Origin of the sequence: Aquibium carbonis (genome assembly GCF_003970795.1) — a bacterium.
Classification (GTDB): domain Bacteria; phylum Pseudomonadota; class Alphaproteobacteria; order Rhizobiales; family Rhizobiaceae; genus Aquibium; species Aquibium carbonis.
The window spans coordinates 1-15,042 of sequence record NZ_RWKW01000017.1; the positions used below are offsets into that span (position 1 = coordinate 1).

Below are 15,042 nucleotides of genomic sequence, written 5' to 3' on the forward strand. Positions count from 1 at the left end.
TCACGCTCATTTTCCTCGCCGCCCCGAAGGACAAGGCCACCTCGTCGGCCAATCGCGCGCCCCCTTGCGCGGCGCATAGCCGCCGGGCAGGTCCGAGCGGTCGAAATGATAGCGGTTGCCGTCGTCGCCATTGGCAAAGCCGATGCCCCGCTCGGCGTCGAAATAGAGAACTTCCCCCTGCACCGTCCGTCCTTTCAAGGCCTGCCGCCCCGAGGAGGAAAATCCGGCGCAGGACGGGTCCTGTCAACCGACCTCCGGCCGCCGGCTTACAGAAAGCCGATGAAGCGGCCGGCGACGAGGGCGGCCGGCCACAGGACCAGCGATGCGACCGCCGAGAGACGTTCGGCGGCCGAGAAGCCGTCCTGGCCGGCAAGGCCAGAGTGACGGGGGGCGCGCAGGAACAGCGCCAGATTGACACCGGCCAGCGCGATGAGCGCGAGCTTGACCTGAAACGCCGGATTGAACGCGTATTCGCTGGCACGGATCGAAAACAACGCGACACCGGTCAGGACCGCGCCGAAAAAGGCGAAGCCCGCAACCGGCCTCATCGTGGCGACGAAGGCGCGTCCGTCGAGCCGCGAAAGCCGACCGAGCACCCGCAGGTCCATCAGCATGACCGCGGCGACCAGCATGCCGATCGACAGGATGTGCAGAGCGTTGACCATCGGATAGGCGACGAAGGACGTGCGCAACGCGACCGCCGGCGGCAAGCCTTCGATGGCCCGCAGCACGTCGAGGAGCGGCATCGCATCCAAGGCCTTCGTCCCGCCTCCCCCCCGTCGCGCTCAGGACGGGGCGCGGTAGGGGTAGACGTCGTAGGTCTGGCCGTTGACGATGAGACGCACCGCCTTCATGCGGTTCTCGCCCTCGTCCTGCGAGCGGTTGCCGATGGCGGTGACCTCGTCGCCCACGCTGGCGACACCCTCCGCAAATCCGGCGGCGATGGTGCGCGACGGCGGCGCCAGCTCGACGCGCCAGATGTCGCCCTCGACGTCGACGTCGATCGTGGCGTGCGGATTGCCGATGTAGATGTCGGCGATCACGCCCTCGAGCTGGAAGAAGCCGTCCTGTGTCCACGACCAGCCGTGATGTGCAAGCGCGGCCACCGGCGCCAGCGTGGCGAGGACGAAACCGGCCGCAAGGCCACGCAGCCGCCAGGATGAGATGTCGATCATTGCCGTTCCTTCCCGAAGAGAGGTTTCCCCCTGCAGATGGGTCGTCTTGCCGGCGGGTCAAATCACGCCGGGTTGATGACGGCGCTGGCCTGGCCCGGCGCGTTTGCATCTTGAAGGGCGCATCGCTAGATCGGACGCGACCCGCGCGAAGGGCGACAGGGAGCGTTCGGACATGATTTCACGCGAAACGGTGACGGCGCAGGCCGAGCGGCTGGGGCGATCGGCTGTCTTGCTGGCGAACCGAACCAGGGATGCCGCCGCGCCGCGTCTGAAGCTCCTCGCCTTCAACACGTCGGCGGCCTTCCGTTTTGCCCGCCGCCGGCTGGAGGCACGGCCCGCATTGCGCGACCGCCATGAGCCGTGGCGTCGTTTCGCGGTGGTGACGATCGCCCTGGTGGCCTTCGCGGCCGCCTATTTCGATCCCGTTTTTGCGGCCGTGCCGCGTGCATGGCGGAGCCCCGTCCACGGGCTCGGCCAGACGATCACCGATTTCGGACTTTCGGGGCCCTACCTGATCCCCCTCGCGATCTTCCTGATCTGGACCGCGACCGTCGACTGGTCGGCCTTCGCGCGGCGCTCGCGGCTGCACCTGTTCAACGGGACGGCCGCGGCCTGGTACGCCTTCATCTCGATCGCCGGATCGGGCCTGCTGGTGACGCTGCTGAAGCAGCTGTTCGGCCGCGCCCGGCCGAGGCTGGCCGGTGAGCTGGGCGCCTTCCATTTCGACCCCTTTTCGTTCGATGCCGCGCATCTGAGCTTCCCGTCGGGCCATGCGACCACGGTTGGCGCGGTATGCTTCTGCATCGCGATCCTGTTTCCGCGCCTGCGGCTGGCCGCCATCATCGCCGCGCTCTGGTTCGGGTTCTCGCGCTCGGTGGTCGGCGCCCACCACCCGAGCGACGTGGTCGCGGGCCTCCTGATCGGCGGCTGGTTCGCCTATTGGGTGGCGATCCGCTTCGGCAAGGCCGGGCTGGTCTTCCTGCTGCCGGAGGGACGCTTGCCGCAAAGACGCCGATCGTTCCACCTGCTGCCGCTCGACGCGCACCGGAGGTTCAGGCGGTTCGTCCACCGGACGGAGGCGCAGGCGCACCGCCTGTCGGGAAAGCGTTTCGACGGGCTCTGATTGACTTTGCGGCACGGTTGTGGCTATGAGCAGCACGTTTGCGGAGCATGACATGCGCGGCCTGACCATGGCGTTTCTTTCCTTCGGCCCGACCGGCTTCCTTGCCGGCTTCGGCCGCATGCGCGCGCTCGTCTCCCCCACCAAAACCGCGGCCAAAACGACGACCACCACGGTCTGACCACCTCGGCCTGCTCGCCCCTCTCCCGGGTCCGGCCCGGGGAAAATCCGCCAAGGCCGGCGGGTTCACCAATCCAGGCGAGAGGCGAGGACAGGAGTTTCCAAGATGGGTTTCAAGATCGCAGTGGCCGGCGCGACCGGCAATGTCGGGCGCGAGATGCTCAACATTCTCGAGGAGCGCGGCTTTCCGGCGGACGAGGTCGTGGCGCTGGCGTCGCGCCGCTCGATGGGCACGGAAGTGTCCTATGGCGACAGGACGCTGAAGGTGAAGGACCTCGCGAACTACGACTTCTCCGACACCGACATCTGCCTGATGTCGGCCGGCGGCAACGTCTCCAAGGAATACTCGCCGAAGATCGGCCGGCAGGGCTGCGTCGTGATCGACAACTCCAGCGCCTGGCGCTACGACCAGGACGTGCCGCTGATCGTGCCGGAGGTGAACCCGGACGCCATCACCGGCTTCACCAAGAAGAACATCATCGCCAACCCGAACTGCTCGACCGCGCAGCTGCTGGTGGCGCTGAAGCCGCTGCATGACGCAGCCACCATCACGCGCATCGTCGTGTCGACCTACCAGTCGGTGTCGGGCGCCGGCAAGGACGGCATGGACGAGCTCTTCACGCAGACCCGCGCGGTCTATGTGGCCGATCCGGTCGAGAGCAAGAAGTTCACCAAGCGCATCGCCTTCAACGTCATCCCCCACATCGACGTCTTCATGGAAGACGGCTACACCAAGGAAGAGTGGAAGATGATGGCCGAGACGAAGAAGATGCTCGACCCGAAGATCAAGCTCACCGCGACCTGCGTGCGCGTGCCGGTCTTCATCGGGCACTCGGAAGCCGTCAACATCGAGTTCGAGAAGCCGATCTCGGCCGATGAGGCACGCGAGATCCTGCGCGAGGCGCCGGGCTGCCAGGTGATCGACAAGCACGAGGACGGCGGCTACATCACGCCGGTCGAATCGGCCGGCGAGGATGCGACCTTCATCTCGCGCATTCGCGAGGACATCACGGTCGAGAACGGCCTGTCGCTCTGGATCGTCTCCGACAATCTGCGCAAGGGCGCGGCCCTGAACGCCATCCAGATCGCCGAACTGCTGGTGGCGCGCGGCCTGATCCAGCCGAAGAAGAAGGCGGCCTGACCGGCTGCTGGCAGGGCCGGACTCCACCCTCGACATCGACGCCCGAGGCGGGGCAGGCGGAACGCCGCCTGCTCACTGGCAGAGCCGAAAGCCGCTGCGGCGCGCGGCGACGTCCAGGTGCAGGTGATCGTCGTGGAAGGCGTCCGATCCCGGACCGAGCACGGTGGTGAAGTGCAGGCAGGCGCCCGCCTGCACCGTGCGCTGGAAGGCTTCCTCGATGTTGCCCTGGCCCTTGCGCGGGACGATCGTCAGCGGCTCGTGGCCGTCGAACAGGAAGCGGCTGATGTCGATGGCGCCGCCCGTTGCGTGTTCCGATATTCTGGCACCCGGCTGGCCGTTGCGACCCCGGCAGACATAGGTCGAGGCGTGCGCGAGACCCGTGAGCGCAACGCCTTCGCCGAGCGCGCGTGCGGCCGGCTGCGCCACGTCGCGCACCCAGCGCGCCGTGGCCAGCGCGACCGGGCAGGTCACCTGCGTGTCCGGCTCCAGCGTGACGCCGGGCGCCGGTTCCGGCAGGTCGTAGGGCTGCGGCACCCCGCAGCCGCCCTCCCCCTCGATCGGGTCCAGCCGCATGAACACCGCGCCGAGGCGGGTGAGTTCGGCTTCGCAGGCCGCGAGCTCGGCGTCCGACAAGGGTTCGGGCGGCGGCGCATCGGCGATCGGGTCGGGCTTTTTCTCGGCTGCGTCGGGAACGGCCTCGTCATCCTTTGCCTGATCGGCTTCGGCCTCGTCGTCCGGCGGCGTGGTCTCGTCCGGGCTGGCCGGCGCGGCGGGACCGGCGTCCGGTTCGGCTGGCGAGCGCGCCTCGGCCGGTCGCGGATCGTCGGTCGGCAGCGGCGCCTCGTCCGGGAGGTCGACGGCCGCCATCACGAGGAGAAGTGCGGGCAGCAGGAAGAGACCCTTGGAAAACCGCATGATCGGCGCCCCCCCCTCGATCGGATGTGAGAAGGCAACGCGCAGGGACCGGATTGGCTCCCGCGACGGCGCCTGCAACGCCGATCGACCGGCCGGGCGCGTGAAGCCTCAGAAATCGAAGAACGCGCTGCCGAGCCAGTAGGCCGCGACGACGAGCAGGAGCGGCAGCGACAGGTCGACGATGCGCCGCCCGAACCCCTTCAGCGGCCTGTTGGCGGGCGCAGCCGGCCGCTCCGGTTCCCAGCCGATGTTCTTGGTCATGCGACGGCCTCCTCTGGTGGCTCCCCGTCATTCCTGCGATGACGGTAGCGAAACCGGATTAACCATTGCTTGTCGGGACCGCGCAAAACTTGCCGACGGGCCGACGAGGCCCGAAATCCGGCGCGCGGGAACTCAAGCCGGATCAGACGCGCGAGGGAGAGGTGGTCGGGCCGAAGGCGCCGACGCGCTCAGGTGCCGATGTCGTCGTCGGACCGGCGCTTGTGGGCCGCCAGCGCCATCAGCCGGCGATCGCGCCAGACCTGGCGCTCCGCCAGGCGGTCGGCCGGGAGTTTCGCGCGGCGATCGGCCTCGACCGTCTCCAGCACGGGGCCGGCCCAGTCCACCCGCCGCTGCATCTGGTGAAACATGGTCTCGTAGATGCCCTGGTAGCGCTCGACATAGTCGCGCACGCCGGCCGGCGCGTTGAGGTCGATCGTCTCGAACGGTCCCATGAACGACCAGCGCAGGGCGAGCCCGTCGCGGATGCCGATGTCGACGTCCTCGATGCTCGCATAGCCGTCGCCAACCAGCCGGAACGCCTCCTCGAGCAACGCGCCCTGCAGCCGGTTCATGATGAAGCCGTCGAGTTCGCGCTTCATCACCAAAGGGGCGTGACCGGCAGCCACGAGCAGCGCCCGCGTGCGCTCGACAGTCTCGGCCGAAGTCCAGGGCGATGGCACCACCTCGGCCGCCGGGATGAGATAGGGCGGGTTGAGCGGATGCACGACGAGGCAGCGATGGCGCCCGGCGAGATGCTCGGTGAAGCTCGACGGCAGCAGCGCGGACGTGGAACTCGCGATCACCGCGTCCGGTGGAGCCAGTCCGTCGATCAACGAGAAGACCTCGCGCTTGACGTCGCGCTTTTCAGGCGTGTTCTCCTGGACATGGTCCGCGCCGGCCAGCGCCTGGCCGATGTCGGACGTGACGGATATCCGCGAAAGAACCGCTTCGGGCGACTGCCCGCGCAACAGGTCGTTGCCCTGCAGATCGCCGAGCACGCCCTCGATGAAGCCGAGCGCACCCTCGGTCGCCGCAGCGACCTGGTCCCACATCGCCACCTCGTTGCCTGCCCGCGCGAAACTGATCGCCCAGGCGCGCCCGATGAAGCCGCTGCCGATGATCGCAATTCTTGCCATGAAAATCCTCCCCGTAGCATGCCCGAGGTAGCGCGGCGGCAGCCCCGTTGTCGACCCGCTATGGAGCGACCTTGGCCCTGTTCGTGGCGTAGTCGAGAAAGCCCTGCACGATCATGTGCTGGTCGCGGGTGGCCAGAAGCGGCGGATGCTTGCCGGCGAGGCTGTCGAAGACCGTGATGTCGCGCCCGCTGTTGCGCAGCATCTCGATCGTCGCCGGATCGCGATGCCAGCTGTCGACGCCGTAGAGCATGGCCACGGGGCCGTTCATGCCGAGGATGTTGTCGGTGAGATCGAAGCGGGCGCCGGAATTGTCGCGAATCACGTCGGCGATGACCGGATCGATCTTGAAACGATAGCGCGACCCCTCTTGGCGGACGTAATTGTCGCCGAAGAACGCGGCATCCAGGCTGGCCGGAAGGGGACCGAGCGTCCTGTCGAGCAGGGCATGTCCCCAGCGCCCGGCCTCGTCCAGGCTGTCGAACTCGGCGTTGCACATCTCGATCAGGTGGTCGCGGAACTCCAGGTTGGCGCCGCTGCTGGTGGCCGGGATGTCATTCAGGATCAGGCCATCGAATTTTTCCCGGAAGGCCTGGACATACATAATCGCCATGATGCCGCCCCATGACGTGCCGAGCAGGAACCGGGGCCGGCCGGGGAACGCGCTGAACACGGCGTGCAGCGCATACATCATGTTGCGCGGCGAATAGACCTCCTTCTGGCCGAAATACGTGCTCTCGCCACGGCCGATCAGATCGGGCACGACGACACGGTAGCCGTTGCGGGCCAGATGTTCGGCGATGAAGCCGTACTCGCTGCCGATGTGACCGATGAAGCCCGGCAGGCAGAACAGCACCGGCGCATCGCCGGACGGCGACCACACCCGAACCCTCATCGTGCCGACGAGGGAGCCGAAACGGATGGCGATGTCGTGCTGGGTCTTGCTGATCACGGGACGGACCTTATGACCTCGGAGCGCCCGTCCGGGCTCATCCGCTTCCAGTAGACCGGCAGTCCGTTCGACCGCGTCTTCGCCTTGCGGATCAGAGGCAGGATCAGGCTCGGCGAATGGACCGCGATGATGGTCACGACGATCGCCTCGGCCTCGACCGCCGGCCGCAGGATGCCTTCGGAGGTCTTCCAGTCTTCCACGATCTGGCGCGACGTCAGGATCCAGCCCATGTAGCCGGCCAGTCGCTCGCGCTCGATGGCGAAGAGGCAGGTATTCTGGTCGATCTGGAACTGAACGCTGCGAACGATGCGCTCGAGCTCGAAGTCCTTGAAGGGCGGCGTCGCGGCCAGCAGGTCCATGGTCGAGGTGAACAGGACCGGACGCTCGAACGCTGTGTTGTCTACGATGTCGGCCAAACCGATCTCCAATCCGTCAACGGAACCCTGTGTCGTCAGTGCAGCGGCCTGAACCGGATGCTTTCCCAGGTGGCTGGATTGAGCGTCAAGCCGTAGTCGAATGCAAGCCGCGCGATCGGCTGTTCGATCTGGAAATTCTCGGTCAGGTGAAGCACGGCCTCGCGAATCTCGTCCGCCGCCAGCCGGGCGCCCGCACAGGTGCGCGGGCCATGGCTGAAGGGGATGAAGGCGCCGTGCCTGTAGGTCTTCTCCCGGAACTCCCGCCGGCGATAGTCGAACAGGAACGGGTCGTCCCAGTTGCGCGCATCGTGATGGACGCCGATGATCGAGATCATGACCGGGCGCCCCTTCGAAAAGCGCCGCCGACCGATGGTCACGTCGGCTTCGGGCGTGCGGACCAGCAGCGGAACCGCCGGGAAGCGCCGCATGATCTCGTTGATGAAGACGCCGACCAGTTCGCGCCGTTCAGCCCGATCCTGCTGGCGCAGTATGGCCTGGTACTGAGCCCCGCGTCCCAGCAGTTCCATGCACCAGAGGATGGTCGAGGCCGTCGATTCGACGCCTCCGAAGAGCAGCATGGCGAGTTCCTCGAGGGTCTTGCGCTCGTCCCCGAGGCGCTCGATCCCGGCGGAGACCATCGGGAAGCCGGCCGGAAGGATGGCGCCGAGTTCGTCGAGCAACGGATCCTTCCGCGAGGCGATCACGTCCGCGCCCGGCGCTCCCGCCAGCGTGAGGAGCTGCAGTTCCTGGACGAAGACCCGAATCCGCTCGACCCAGTCGACGAAGCCCTCGGGAACGGCATCGCAGCCGAACATCCGGAAAAGATTGCCCGCGGCATAGGAAATGACATGGCCCCGCAGGCCCTTGCCGCCGAAGTCGACGTCGCGATGAAAGGCGCCGGCCGCGGCCTTGCTCATCTCGTCGGAGAAAGCGGCAGCCTTCACGCCGCCGAAATAGGGCTGCGAGAGGCCACGCCTCGCGTGCCAGTCCTCGCCATCCGTGTTGAAGCGGCTGAGCGTGAAGTCGCTGATCAGTCCATAATCCTTGCGGAAGATCTCGCTGCGAACGATTTCGGCGACGATCGCGTCGTCGGCGACGATGTCGCCATCTGCTTCCCCGGCGCGGCTCTGCCGCTCGGCCTCTGCATAGAGCCGGAGAATCAGTTGTTCGGTGATACGCATCCAGGCCCCGGCTCACCGTGAGCGGCCATCGCGAAGGAAGCGATGGCCGACGTCGGCGGGCATCGATTAGCGCAGGAATCGAGGGCCAGGCAATATGAAGCCGCACGCTTGTTCCGCGGCTGTTGCACTTCCGCCACGCCCCGAAAATTTTCATCGGCCCATCCTCGCCCGACGCGCACGGGACTTGTGTCCTCTTCGGACGGCGCGCATGGTCTGACCACAAATCTCTGATGCGGGAAGAGAATCATGGAACGTCGCGACGGCATGTCTGGAAGAACGATCAAGCTGGTTGCCGCGGGTGCGGCCGTGGTGGCCGGGCCGGCCGTTGCTTCTGCGGAAAGCAGCTATCCTTCTCTGGAAATCATGACCGAGGGCGGGTTGACCCTGTCCGACTATTCGAAGGCGATCGGCAAGGTGGGCGGCGGCCCGCTGTCCTTCGACAACGACATCGGCGGCTATGGTTCGATCTCGGTCGGCCGGGCGTTCGATGCGACCTCGCCCTATGATTGGCGCATCACGGGCACCGTGACGCAGTTCCTCGACAACGACGTCAGCTACAGCGACTCCTTCAACGGCGGCGTCGGGTCTGCCGGACTGAACACCGGTTTCGGCATGCAGACGCTCGACTTCGACATCGGGCGCCGGACGAAGCAGGACAATTTCGAGGCTCGTTTCTTTGCCGGCGTTCGAGGCATGCATCTGAAGCAGGAACAGGGGCTCTCCTTCTCGGCTTTCGACGCCGACAACTCCTACGCCACAAGCAAGGTCGGCACGACGGAGTTTCTCGGTGTCGGCCCGCGTGTCGGCGTGGATGCCCGCTATGGCGGCACCTGGGGCGTGGTCGGCGCGGTCTCCGGCTCGGCCATCTATGGCCGCCGCAAGACCAGCCTCAGCTTCGAATACCAGGCGAGCTACGAGGATGAGCAGTACGGCCCCTACCAGTTTGGCGGCAGCGCCAGCGAGAACGACTGGCTGGCGGAGATCACGGCATCGGCCGGCGTGTCCTACAAACCCAATGAGGGGACCGAGGTGATCATCGGCTATCGCGGCCAGCAGCTTTGGAACGTGACGTCCGAGAACTTCGGGGAAGACGACATCCTCATCCATGGTCCCTTCGTCGGCCTCAAGCTGAAGTTCTAGCGGCACCTTTCGCCCGGAATCGATGGTGGCTTCGGATCGACGGGAACATCGTTTCCAGAACCGCGGCACGACGGTAGCCTACAGGACCATCGGCGACGGTGGTCCTGTTTTCGTTTTCCTGCATGGCTTCCCGGACTTCTGGGAAAGCCTGATGCCCCTTGCCGAGCGGATCAACCCGACCGGTACGAGCGTGTTTCTCGATCTGCGCGGATACAACGCGGCCGGACAGCCCGACGAGCCCGGGGCCTACGGCATCGTCGCCGTGGCCAGCGACGCGGCCGCATTGGCCAGGGCGCTCGGCCACCGCGACATGATCTTCGTCGGCCATGACTGGGGCGGCGCCGTCGCGTGGTGGCTCTGGATGCAGGGCGCCGCCGGGTATCGCGGCTACGTCTCGATCAGTGCGCCGCATCCGTCCGCCTTGCTGGCCGGCATGCAGGACGACGGGCAATGGCAGGCATCGGCCTATGCGCGCGCGATCGCCGCCGACGGCGGACGCACCGGTTTCGACCGGATGCAGCTGGCGCAGTGGTGCGAGGATCCGTCCCACCGGGCACGGCTCGTCGCTGCGCTGGAGCGGTCGTCCGCCTTCGCCATGGCCAGCTATTATGCCCGGAACTACCCAAACGCGCGTGATGCGCGACTGGATGGACTGCCGGCCGGGCGAACGCCATTCCTGCTGGTCTACGGCGCGACCGACCCTTACATGATGGCCGACACCTTCGAGCGGTCGAGGGCCCTTGGTGGAGACCGGGTCTCGGTCGCGGCCGTCGAGGGAGGCCATTTCGTCCATTTTTCCCAGACCGCGGCGGTTTCGGAATCCATCAAGCGCTGGCTCGACCATGTCTGACAAAACGCCGGAAATCTCGTTCGTCACGACCTGCAAGGGTCGGCTCGAGCACCTGAAGCAGACGTTGCCGCAACTGGCGGCGTTCGACGGCTGCGAGGTCGTGGTGGTCGACTTCGATTGCCCGGACGGCACGCGCCATCATGTCCGGGCGAATTTTCCCGCGGTCGAAGTCGTGGAGATCGACGAGCGCCCGCTCTTCAACGCGTCGCAGGCACGCAACGCCGGCGCCGCCCGCGCCCGCGGCGCGAAGCTCGTCTTCGTCGATGCCGACATCGTGCTTGCGCCCGAATTCGTCGACATGGTGGCGCAGATTCCCGCCGGGCGCTACGCGGAGTTCGATTTCCGCAACGACGTGCGCGGAACCTGCGTCATCGACCGGACCGCGTTCGACGAGGTGGCGGGCTATGACGAGGTGATGCAGGGCTACTGCGGCGAGGACGTCGATCTCTATCATCGGCTCCATCTGATGGGATACCAGCGCCATGTCCTGCCGCAGGCGGGCATTGCCCGGGTGATCGAGCACTCAAACGACGAACGCGTCGCCAATTACGGGGTCGGGCGGAAGCTCTCCTTCGCCAAGGGTAAGCTCTACCGCGAGATCAAGAGCCTGCTCATGCGCTTCGAGATGAAGGCCGACATCGACATTCGCTTCCGCCGGGAACTGTGGAAACGCGTCGACGACCTGTTCCGCTCGAAGGACGTCTTCAGCGACGGCGCCTTCATCGAAATCCCGCTGCCCAAGATCGAATCGCCGCCGTTCATCGCCAACTGTTCCTTCGAGCGCTCGCTGCGCTTCACGGTGAAGGTCGACCTGAGTTGACGCGTCTCGACATACACCAGCTGGTCTCGCCGCATTTCGACAGGGATGAGGGACCGGCGCGGAAGGCCATCTATCTGTGCACCACGCCGCGCACGGCCAGTTTCACGCTTTGCCGCTACATGGTGGGGCAAGGCTGGGGCATCCCCAACGAGTACTACAGCCCGCATGTCGCCAGGATACTGGCCGCGCGGTGGGGTGTCGCCGGCGATCTGCGGACCGACGAAGCCGCGCGCGTCGCCTATGGACAGGAACTCCTGCGCCGTCGCGCCGCCGGGGGCTTCTTTGCCGCGAAGCTGATGGCCGCCCAGACGCGGTTCTTCAACCAGGTGCATCCCTATGGCTTCGACGCGACGGTGGAGAACCATTTCATCCATCTACACCGCGACGGCTTTGCCGCGCAGGTGGCCAGTCTCGTCGCGGCGGCGAACACCAACCGGTGGTCCTTCTCCGACGCGAAAACGAGTGTCCGCATTCTCGACCTTCGCCTCGATCGCGAGTCCGTCGAACGTGCCTGCAGGCTGGTGATCAACAGCGAGCGGTTCTGGATGATGGCGTTTGCGGAGCAGGGCATCCGGCCGCTCGAGGTGTCGACCGAAGCGCTCGTGACCGATCCGCGCGGGGTCGTCGAATCGATCGCCGAGCGGATCGGCCGCCCCGTCAACGAGGCGGTCCTCTCGGACCTGATCGGGCAGGAACGGGGAAACGCCTATCCGGTGGACCGCGCGCTCAAGCAGGACATCATCACGACCTATGGCGACGTGCTGGAGCGTTTCGCAGCCGAACGCCGGGCTGCCTACGAACCAGGAGCGGCGGCCCCGCGGCCGTAGGGCTATTCGCCGAACACGGCGGCGTGCAGGCTGGCCTTCTGCCGGTCGACATGGCGCCGCAGCCGCGCGGTCACGACCGCCTGGTGATTCGTGTCCCCCACCGTCTCGAGGCATTGCCGGGCCAGGTCCTTCACGGTCTTGTCGCTGGACGAGGTGAGATGGATGATCTCCTGGTGCACCAGATTGCGGCGCGCGAAATGCTGGCTCATCAGGATTTCCTTCTTCTTGTCGGCGAGCGTCGTTTCGGTGGCCGCCGTGCCGCGCGCAAGGCAGAGCAGCGGAACACCCTCGCGCAGCGCCGTCACCGCGACATGATAGATGTCGGTCACCACGAATGCGGCGCTGCGAATGTCGAGAATCTTCTGGTCGATCTCCAGCGGCTGCGTCCGGTCAAGCCAGCCCAGATCATGGGTGCTTCGCCCGGCCATTCCCGCGAGCAGTTCGGTGAACCCCTTGTAGAGCATCGTCGAGCCCGAGCGGCCGAAGGCGTGGACGACGCGCCCCGACTGCTCGTGGCGCTGCTCGCCCGCCGCCTCGCGCGTCTTGAGGAAGAAGGCGCAGTCGCACCCCAGATAGTCGCGACCGTCGCCGACGAGCTGCGCGGCAAAGCCTGCCGACAGGACGTCTCGCAGCCGAACCAGCCGTGCATTCGCGTAGAGCGCCGAGAGCGCGGCCGTGTAGCGGGCATCGACGAGATCGGTGCCGGTGAGCGCATAGACCGTGGAGCCGAAGATGATCGACTTGCGCTGGAGATCGACCCGACCCTCCAGCATGATCCGCTCGTACCAGGCATCGAGCACCGCCGAGGGGGCGCTTGCCGCGCCGCTTCTGGTCATTCGTGGCACGACATCGCAAAGAATGTAGTTCTTCCAGTGCAGGAAGTCGCCCCAGAACAGGATTCGGTCGTAGCCGTCGAGCCGGTCGGCGCGGTCGAGGCGATTGTAGTCGATCGAGATGTAACCGAGGTCGAGCGTGAAGGCCTTCTCCAGGCAGAAGAAGTCGATGTCGCACGCGACGCCGGCGTCCTGGAGGACGTCGACCAGCGCCCGGTCGACGGTGATCATGCCGGGATTGGCCAGGAAGGGAAAGGCCGAGACGACGGCGATCCTCATGGCGCGTCTCCCGCAGCGATGCTTGTCCGGGCGGTCGGCCGACGGAGCCCGCGTCCCCATTCTGATGTCAGTCGTTGCATGTGACGCCGAGTTCCCGCACGGGCGAGCCATCCTCGAAGGAGGCGCCCGCCAAGCGCATGCTGCCTTCCCCGCGCGCCGCAGACAAGCGGTATCGATGGCGCTTGGCGGCGGGGCCGTGGGGCGCAACGCGAGGCGGCTTCGTGCCGGCAAGTTCGCGGGCGAGGCCGGAACCGTCAGCCGGCCACGGGTTGGCCTTCGATCATGGCAGAAGGTCGCGTCGACGGGTCCGACCCGGCAACGGTCCCTTCATGGACGATCTTCTGGATGAGGATCGCCGTTTCGGGGGAGGAAACGGCATCGCCGTGGGTTTCGCCCGACATGACCACCCGCCGGTTGGGCAGCAGACGGTTGATCGGGTAGTCCGGATCATCGAACGGCGCCGATCGCGCGAGGCTGGAGATGAAGGTGAACGGATAGTCGGACGGGCTCGGCGCATAGGATCGATAGGCGAGCTTGAGGCTCGCGGACGTGACCGCCGCAGCCTCGCTCGCGTAGACATCGGCCATCGAAGCGGCGTCCATGCCCGGCGATCCCTGCTCCGGCGAAGCGTCCAAGGCCTTCAGCTTCGAGGCGGCGCGCTTTTCGTTGCGACGGCGCATCCGCGAGACCAGATGGCGGTGGACGGCTGGATCGTCGAGCGCCGCTGAACCATCGACGTGCCGGAAACTGCCGGTGCTGACGAAAAACCTGATCCGACGCGTGAGGGCGCGCCCCGCATTGATGAGGCCCACGGCAGAATCCGGAAGCATGGGCAGCCGCAGCGTTCCGATCCGGGGCCGCTTCAGGCTGTAGTCCTTGCGCATGCCCAAGGGAAGATTGGTATCGACGAGGACGACGCTTCGCGGCACGAGCCCCTGGCGCTGCATCTGCTTGACGAGCTCGACGGCAATCCAGCCGCCAGCGCAATAGGCAACCAGGTTCCACGGTGGCCCCGGCTGGATTTCCAGGATGGAGCGGAGATAGTCCGCGGCGATCTTCTCGACGCTTCCAAGCGGAGCGGCCGTCCCGTCATAGCCCCGCGCCTGGAAGAGGTAGACCGGCTGTTCGGGATCGAGAGCGGCGCGGAAACGCGGCTGCAGGAACACGATGCCCGCCGCGCCATGGATCATGAACAAGGGTGCGCGCTTCCCGCCGGGATTGACCGCGATGACGTTGGCGGGAAGCTTCGCGCCTCCGGCCGCGTTCGAGGCGACGAAGCTCGCCAGGAGCCTGCGCGGCGTGCAGAGATCGGCCAGCTGGCTTTCGCGGAGCTTCACGCCGAAGGCGGCATGCACGGATGTGACCATCGTCGTGGCCAGGAGCGAGTCGCCGCCGAGTTCGAAGAAGTCGTCGTCGAGCCCGACGCGGTCCAGATCGAAGACCTCGGCCCAACAATGGAGCATCCGCGTTTCCGCTTCCGAGGATGCGGCCACGTAGGGAGCCGACAGCTCCATCGATTCCCGGTTCATCTGACGTCCCACCCGCTACCGCCCGGAGGCGGACGAACCTGCCTGAGCCTGGCACAAGAAAACGCGGCACCCCTGCCGGTCCAAGTTTCAATCCCATCAGGGGAAACACGTCGACGATCGTTCGTCTTTCCCCTGCCCCCGCTTCGAACGATAGCGGCCACGCATGACTGCAACAACCCGTCCCGTGACGTTTTGGTGGTCATGCCATGTACAAAACACATCTTTCACGAGTGGAGAGCCCGAATGGGTCGCGTCAATTTCCCAACCGGAAACCCATGTCCATGCCGACG

At 66.3% G+C, this 15,042-nt stretch carries 18 protein-coding genes; 7 read left to right on the forward strand and 11 right to left on the reverse strand.

Annotation, left to right across the window (positions count from 1 at the left end; all coding sequences use genetic code 11):
• Positions 1-6: 6 nt before the first annotated feature.
• The 3 genes from EJC49_RS25570 to EJC49_RS05395 form a co-directional block, all read right to left on the reverse strand.
• On the reverse strand, positions 7-183 hold the full coding sequence (locus tag EJC49_RS25570; protein ID WP_170314624.1) for a hypothetical protein: 177 nt from the start codon (positions 181-183) through the stop codon (positions 7-9).
• 83 nt (positions 184-266) lie between these two features.
• The gene (locus EJC49_RS05390) at positions 267-746 is read right to left on the reverse strand and encodes a DUF6644 family protein (RefSeq protein ID WP_126698445.1); all 480 of its coding nucleotides are present in this window, start codon (positions 744-746) and stop codon (positions 267-269) included.
• A gap of 39 nt (positions 747-785) precedes the next feature.
• Entirely contained in the window at positions 786-1,175 is a 390-nt protein-coding gene (locus EJC49_RS05395; RefSeq protein ID WP_126698446.1) for a DUF6152 family protein, read from the reverse strand.
• A 172-nt stretch (positions 1,176-1,347) separates the two neighbouring features.
• On the opposite strand from EJC49_RS05395, the gene EJC49_RS05400 reads away from it, so the two are divergent.
• The 3 genes from EJC49_RS05400 (at position 1,348) to EJC49_RS05405 (ending at position 3,616) form a co-directional block, all read left to right on the forward strand.
• Positions 1,348-2,298 carry a phosphatase PAP2 family protein gene (locus EJC49_RS05400; protein ID WP_126698447.1) on the forward strand — a complete coding sequence of 317 codons (951 nt, stop codon included), beginning with the start codon at positions 1,348-1,350 and terminating at the stop codon, positions 2,296-2,298.
• 52 nt (positions 2,299-2,350) lie between these two features.
• Positions 2,351-2,476, forward strand: coding sequence for a hypothetical protein (locus tag EJC49_RS26190; protein ID WP_280959999.1), 126 nt, complete (start codon positions 2,351-2,353; stop codon positions 2,474-2,476).
• Between the two features lie 105 nt (positions 2,477-2,581).
• Positions 2,582-3,616, forward strand: a complete 1,035-nt coding sequence (locus EJC49_RS05405) for an aspartate-semialdehyde dehydrogenase (protein WP_126698448.1) — start codon at positions 2,582-2,584, stop codon at positions 3,614-3,616.
• A gap of 72 nt (positions 3,617-3,688) precedes the next feature.
• Here EJC49_RS05405 and EJC49_RS05410 read toward each other — a convergent pair whose 3' ends face one another.
• The 6 genes from EJC49_RS05410 to EJC49_RS05430 all read right to left on the reverse strand — a co-directional run bounded on the left by EJC49_RS05410 (position 3,689) and on the right by EJC49_RS05430 (position 8,474).
• Positions 3,689-4,531, reverse strand: a complete 843-nt coding sequence (locus EJC49_RS05410) for an extensin-like domain-containing protein (protein ID WP_126698449.1) — start codon at positions 4,529-4,531, stop codon at positions 3,689-3,691.
• A gap of 108 nt (positions 4,532-4,639) precedes the next feature.
• Positions 4,640-4,792, reverse strand: coding sequence for a hypothetical protein (locus tag EJC49_RS25575; RefSeq protein ID WP_170314625.1), 153 nt, complete (start codon positions 4,790-4,792; stop codon positions 4,640-4,642).
• A gap of 188 nt (positions 4,793-4,980) precedes the next feature.
• Positions 4,981-5,928 (reverse strand): 3-hydroxyacyl-CoA dehydrogenase, encoded by a 948-nt coding sequence (locus EJC49_RS05415; protein WP_126698450.1) that lies wholly within the window; start codon positions 5,926-5,928, stop codon positions 4,981-4,983.
• Positions 5,929-5,986: 58 nt separating this feature from the next.
• A complete protein-coding gene (locus tag EJC49_RS05420) occupies positions 5,987-6,877 on the reverse strand; it encodes an alpha/beta hydrolase (RefSeq protein WP_126698451.1) in 891 nt (296 codons plus the stop codon).
• Positions 6,874-7,293, reverse strand: a complete 420-nt coding sequence (locus tag EJC49_RS05425) for a hypothetical protein (RefSeq protein WP_126698452.1) — start codon at positions 7,291-7,293, stop codon at positions 6,874-6,876. Before EJC49_RS05425 ends, EJC49_RS05420 begins: the two co-directional genes overlap by 4 nt.
• 35 nt (positions 7,294-7,328) lie before the next feature.
• Positions 7,329-8,474 (reverse strand): cytochrome P450, encoded by a 1,146-nt coding sequence (locus EJC49_RS05430; RefSeq protein WP_126698453.1) that lies wholly within the window; start codon positions 8,472-8,474, stop codon positions 7,329-7,331.
• A 246-nt stretch (positions 8,475-8,720) separates the two neighbouring features.
• Between EJC49_RS05430 and EJC49_RS05435 the strand changes: the two genes are divergently transcribed.
• Genes EJC49_RS05435 through EJC49_RS05450 form a run of 4 tightly spaced genes read left to right on the forward strand, consistent with a single transcriptional unit; the run spans position 8,721 to position 12,111 of the window.
• A complete protein-coding gene (locus EJC49_RS05435) occupies positions 8,721-9,614 on the forward strand; it encodes an Lpg1974 family pore-forming outer membrane protein (RefSeq protein WP_126698454.1) in 894 nt (297 codons plus the stop codon).
• 22 nt (positions 9,615-9,636) lie between these two features.
• On the forward strand, positions 9,637-10,464 hold the full coding sequence (locus tag EJC49_RS05440) for an alpha/beta fold hydrolase (RefSeq protein WP_126698455.1): 828 nt from the start codon (positions 9,637-9,639) through the stop codon (positions 10,462-10,464).
• Positions 10,457-11,284, forward strand: coding sequence for a glycosyltransferase family 2 protein (locus EJC49_RS05445; protein WP_126698456.1), 828 nt, complete (start codon positions 10,457-10,459; stop codon positions 11,282-11,284). The genes EJC49_RS05440 and EJC49_RS05445 overlap by 8 nt, the downstream gene beginning before the upstream one ends.
• Positions 11,281-12,111 (forward strand): Stf0 family sulfotransferase, encoded by an 831-nt coding sequence (locus tag EJC49_RS05450; RefSeq protein WP_126698457.1) that lies wholly within the window; start codon positions 11,281-11,283, stop codon positions 12,109-12,111. Before EJC49_RS05445 ends, EJC49_RS05450 begins: the two co-directional genes overlap by 4 nt.
• A 2-nt stretch (positions 12,112-12,113) precedes the next feature.
• Here EJC49_RS05450 and EJC49_RS05455 read toward each other — a convergent pair whose 3' ends face one another.
• Both EJC49_RS05455 and EJC49_RS05460 read right to left on the reverse strand, forming a co-directional pair.
• Complete coding sequence (locus tag EJC49_RS05455) at positions 12,114-13,223, reverse strand: polysaccharide pyruvyl transferase family protein (protein WP_126698458.1); 1,110 nt, start codon at positions 13,221-13,223, stop codon at positions 12,114-12,116.
• 254 nt (positions 13,224-13,477) lie between these two features.
• Positions 13,478-14,752, reverse strand: a complete 1,275-nt coding sequence (locus EJC49_RS05460; protein WP_126698459.1) for a thioesterase domain-containing protein — start codon at positions 14,750-14,752, stop codon at positions 13,478-13,480.
• Between the last annotated feature and the right edge of the window lie 290 nt (positions 14,753-15,042).

What these genes read in the sequence shown, in the direction of transcription:
- EJC49_RS05390 (WP_126698445.1), bottom strand. Translation starts at nt 746, where the DNA reads ATGCCGCTCCTCGACGTGCTGCGGGCCATCGAAGGCTTGCCGCCGGCG.
- EJC49_RS05395 (WP_126698446.1), bottom strand. Translation starts at nt 1,175, where the DNA reads ATGATCGACATCTCATCCTGGCGGCTGCGTGGCCTTGCGGCCGGTTTC.
- EJC49_RS05400 (WP_126698447.1), top strand. Translation starts at nt 1,348, where the DNA reads ATGATTTCACGCGAAACGGTGACGGCGCAGGCCGAGCGGCTGGGGCGA.
- EJC49_RS26190 (WP_280959999.1), top strand. Translation starts at nt 2,351, where the DNA reads ATGCGCGGCCTGACCATGGCGTTTCTTTCCTTCGGCCCGACCGGCTTC.
- EJC49_RS05405 (WP_126698448.1), top strand. Translation starts at nt 2,582, where the DNA reads ATGGGTTTCAAGATCGCAGTGGCCGGCGCGACCGGCAATGTCGGGCGC.
- EJC49_RS05410 (WP_126698449.1), bottom strand. Translation starts at nt 4,531, where the DNA reads ATGCGGTTTTCCAAGGGTCTCTTCCTGCTGCCCGCACTTCTCCTCGTG.
- EJC49_RS25575 (WP_170314625.1), bottom strand. Translation starts at nt 4,792, where the DNA reads ATGACCAAGAACATCGGCTGGGAACCGGAGCGGCCGGCTGCGCCCGCC.
- EJC49_RS05415 (WP_126698450.1), bottom strand. Translation starts at nt 5,928, where the DNA reads ATGGCAAGAATTGCGATCATCGGCAGCGGCTTCATCGGGCGCGCCTGG.
- EJC49_RS05430 (WP_126698453.1), bottom strand. Translation starts at nt 8,474, where the DNA reads ATGCGTATCACCGAACAACTGATTCTCCGGCTCTATGCAGAGGCCGAG.
- EJC49_RS05435 (WP_126698454.1), top strand. Translation starts at nt 8,721, where the DNA reads ATGGAACGTCGCGACGGCATGTCTGGAAGAACGATCAAGCTGGTTGCC.
- EJC49_RS05440 (WP_126698455.1), top strand. Translation starts at nt 9,637, where the DNA reads ATGGTGGCTTCGGATCGACGGGAACATCGTTTCCAGAACCGCGGCACG.
- EJC49_RS05445 (WP_126698456.1), top strand. Translation starts at nt 10,457, where the DNA reads ATGTCTGACAAAACGCCGGAAATCTCGTTCGTCACGACCTGCAAGGGT.
- EJC49_RS05455 (WP_126698458.1), bottom strand. Translation starts at nt 13,223, where the DNA reads ATGAGGATCGCCGTCGTCTCGGCCTTTCCCTTCCTGGCCAATCCCGGC.
- EJC49_RS05460 (WP_126698459.1), bottom strand. Translation starts at nt 14,752, where the DNA reads ATGAACCGGGAATCGATGGAGCTGTCGGCTCCCTACGTGGCCGCATCC.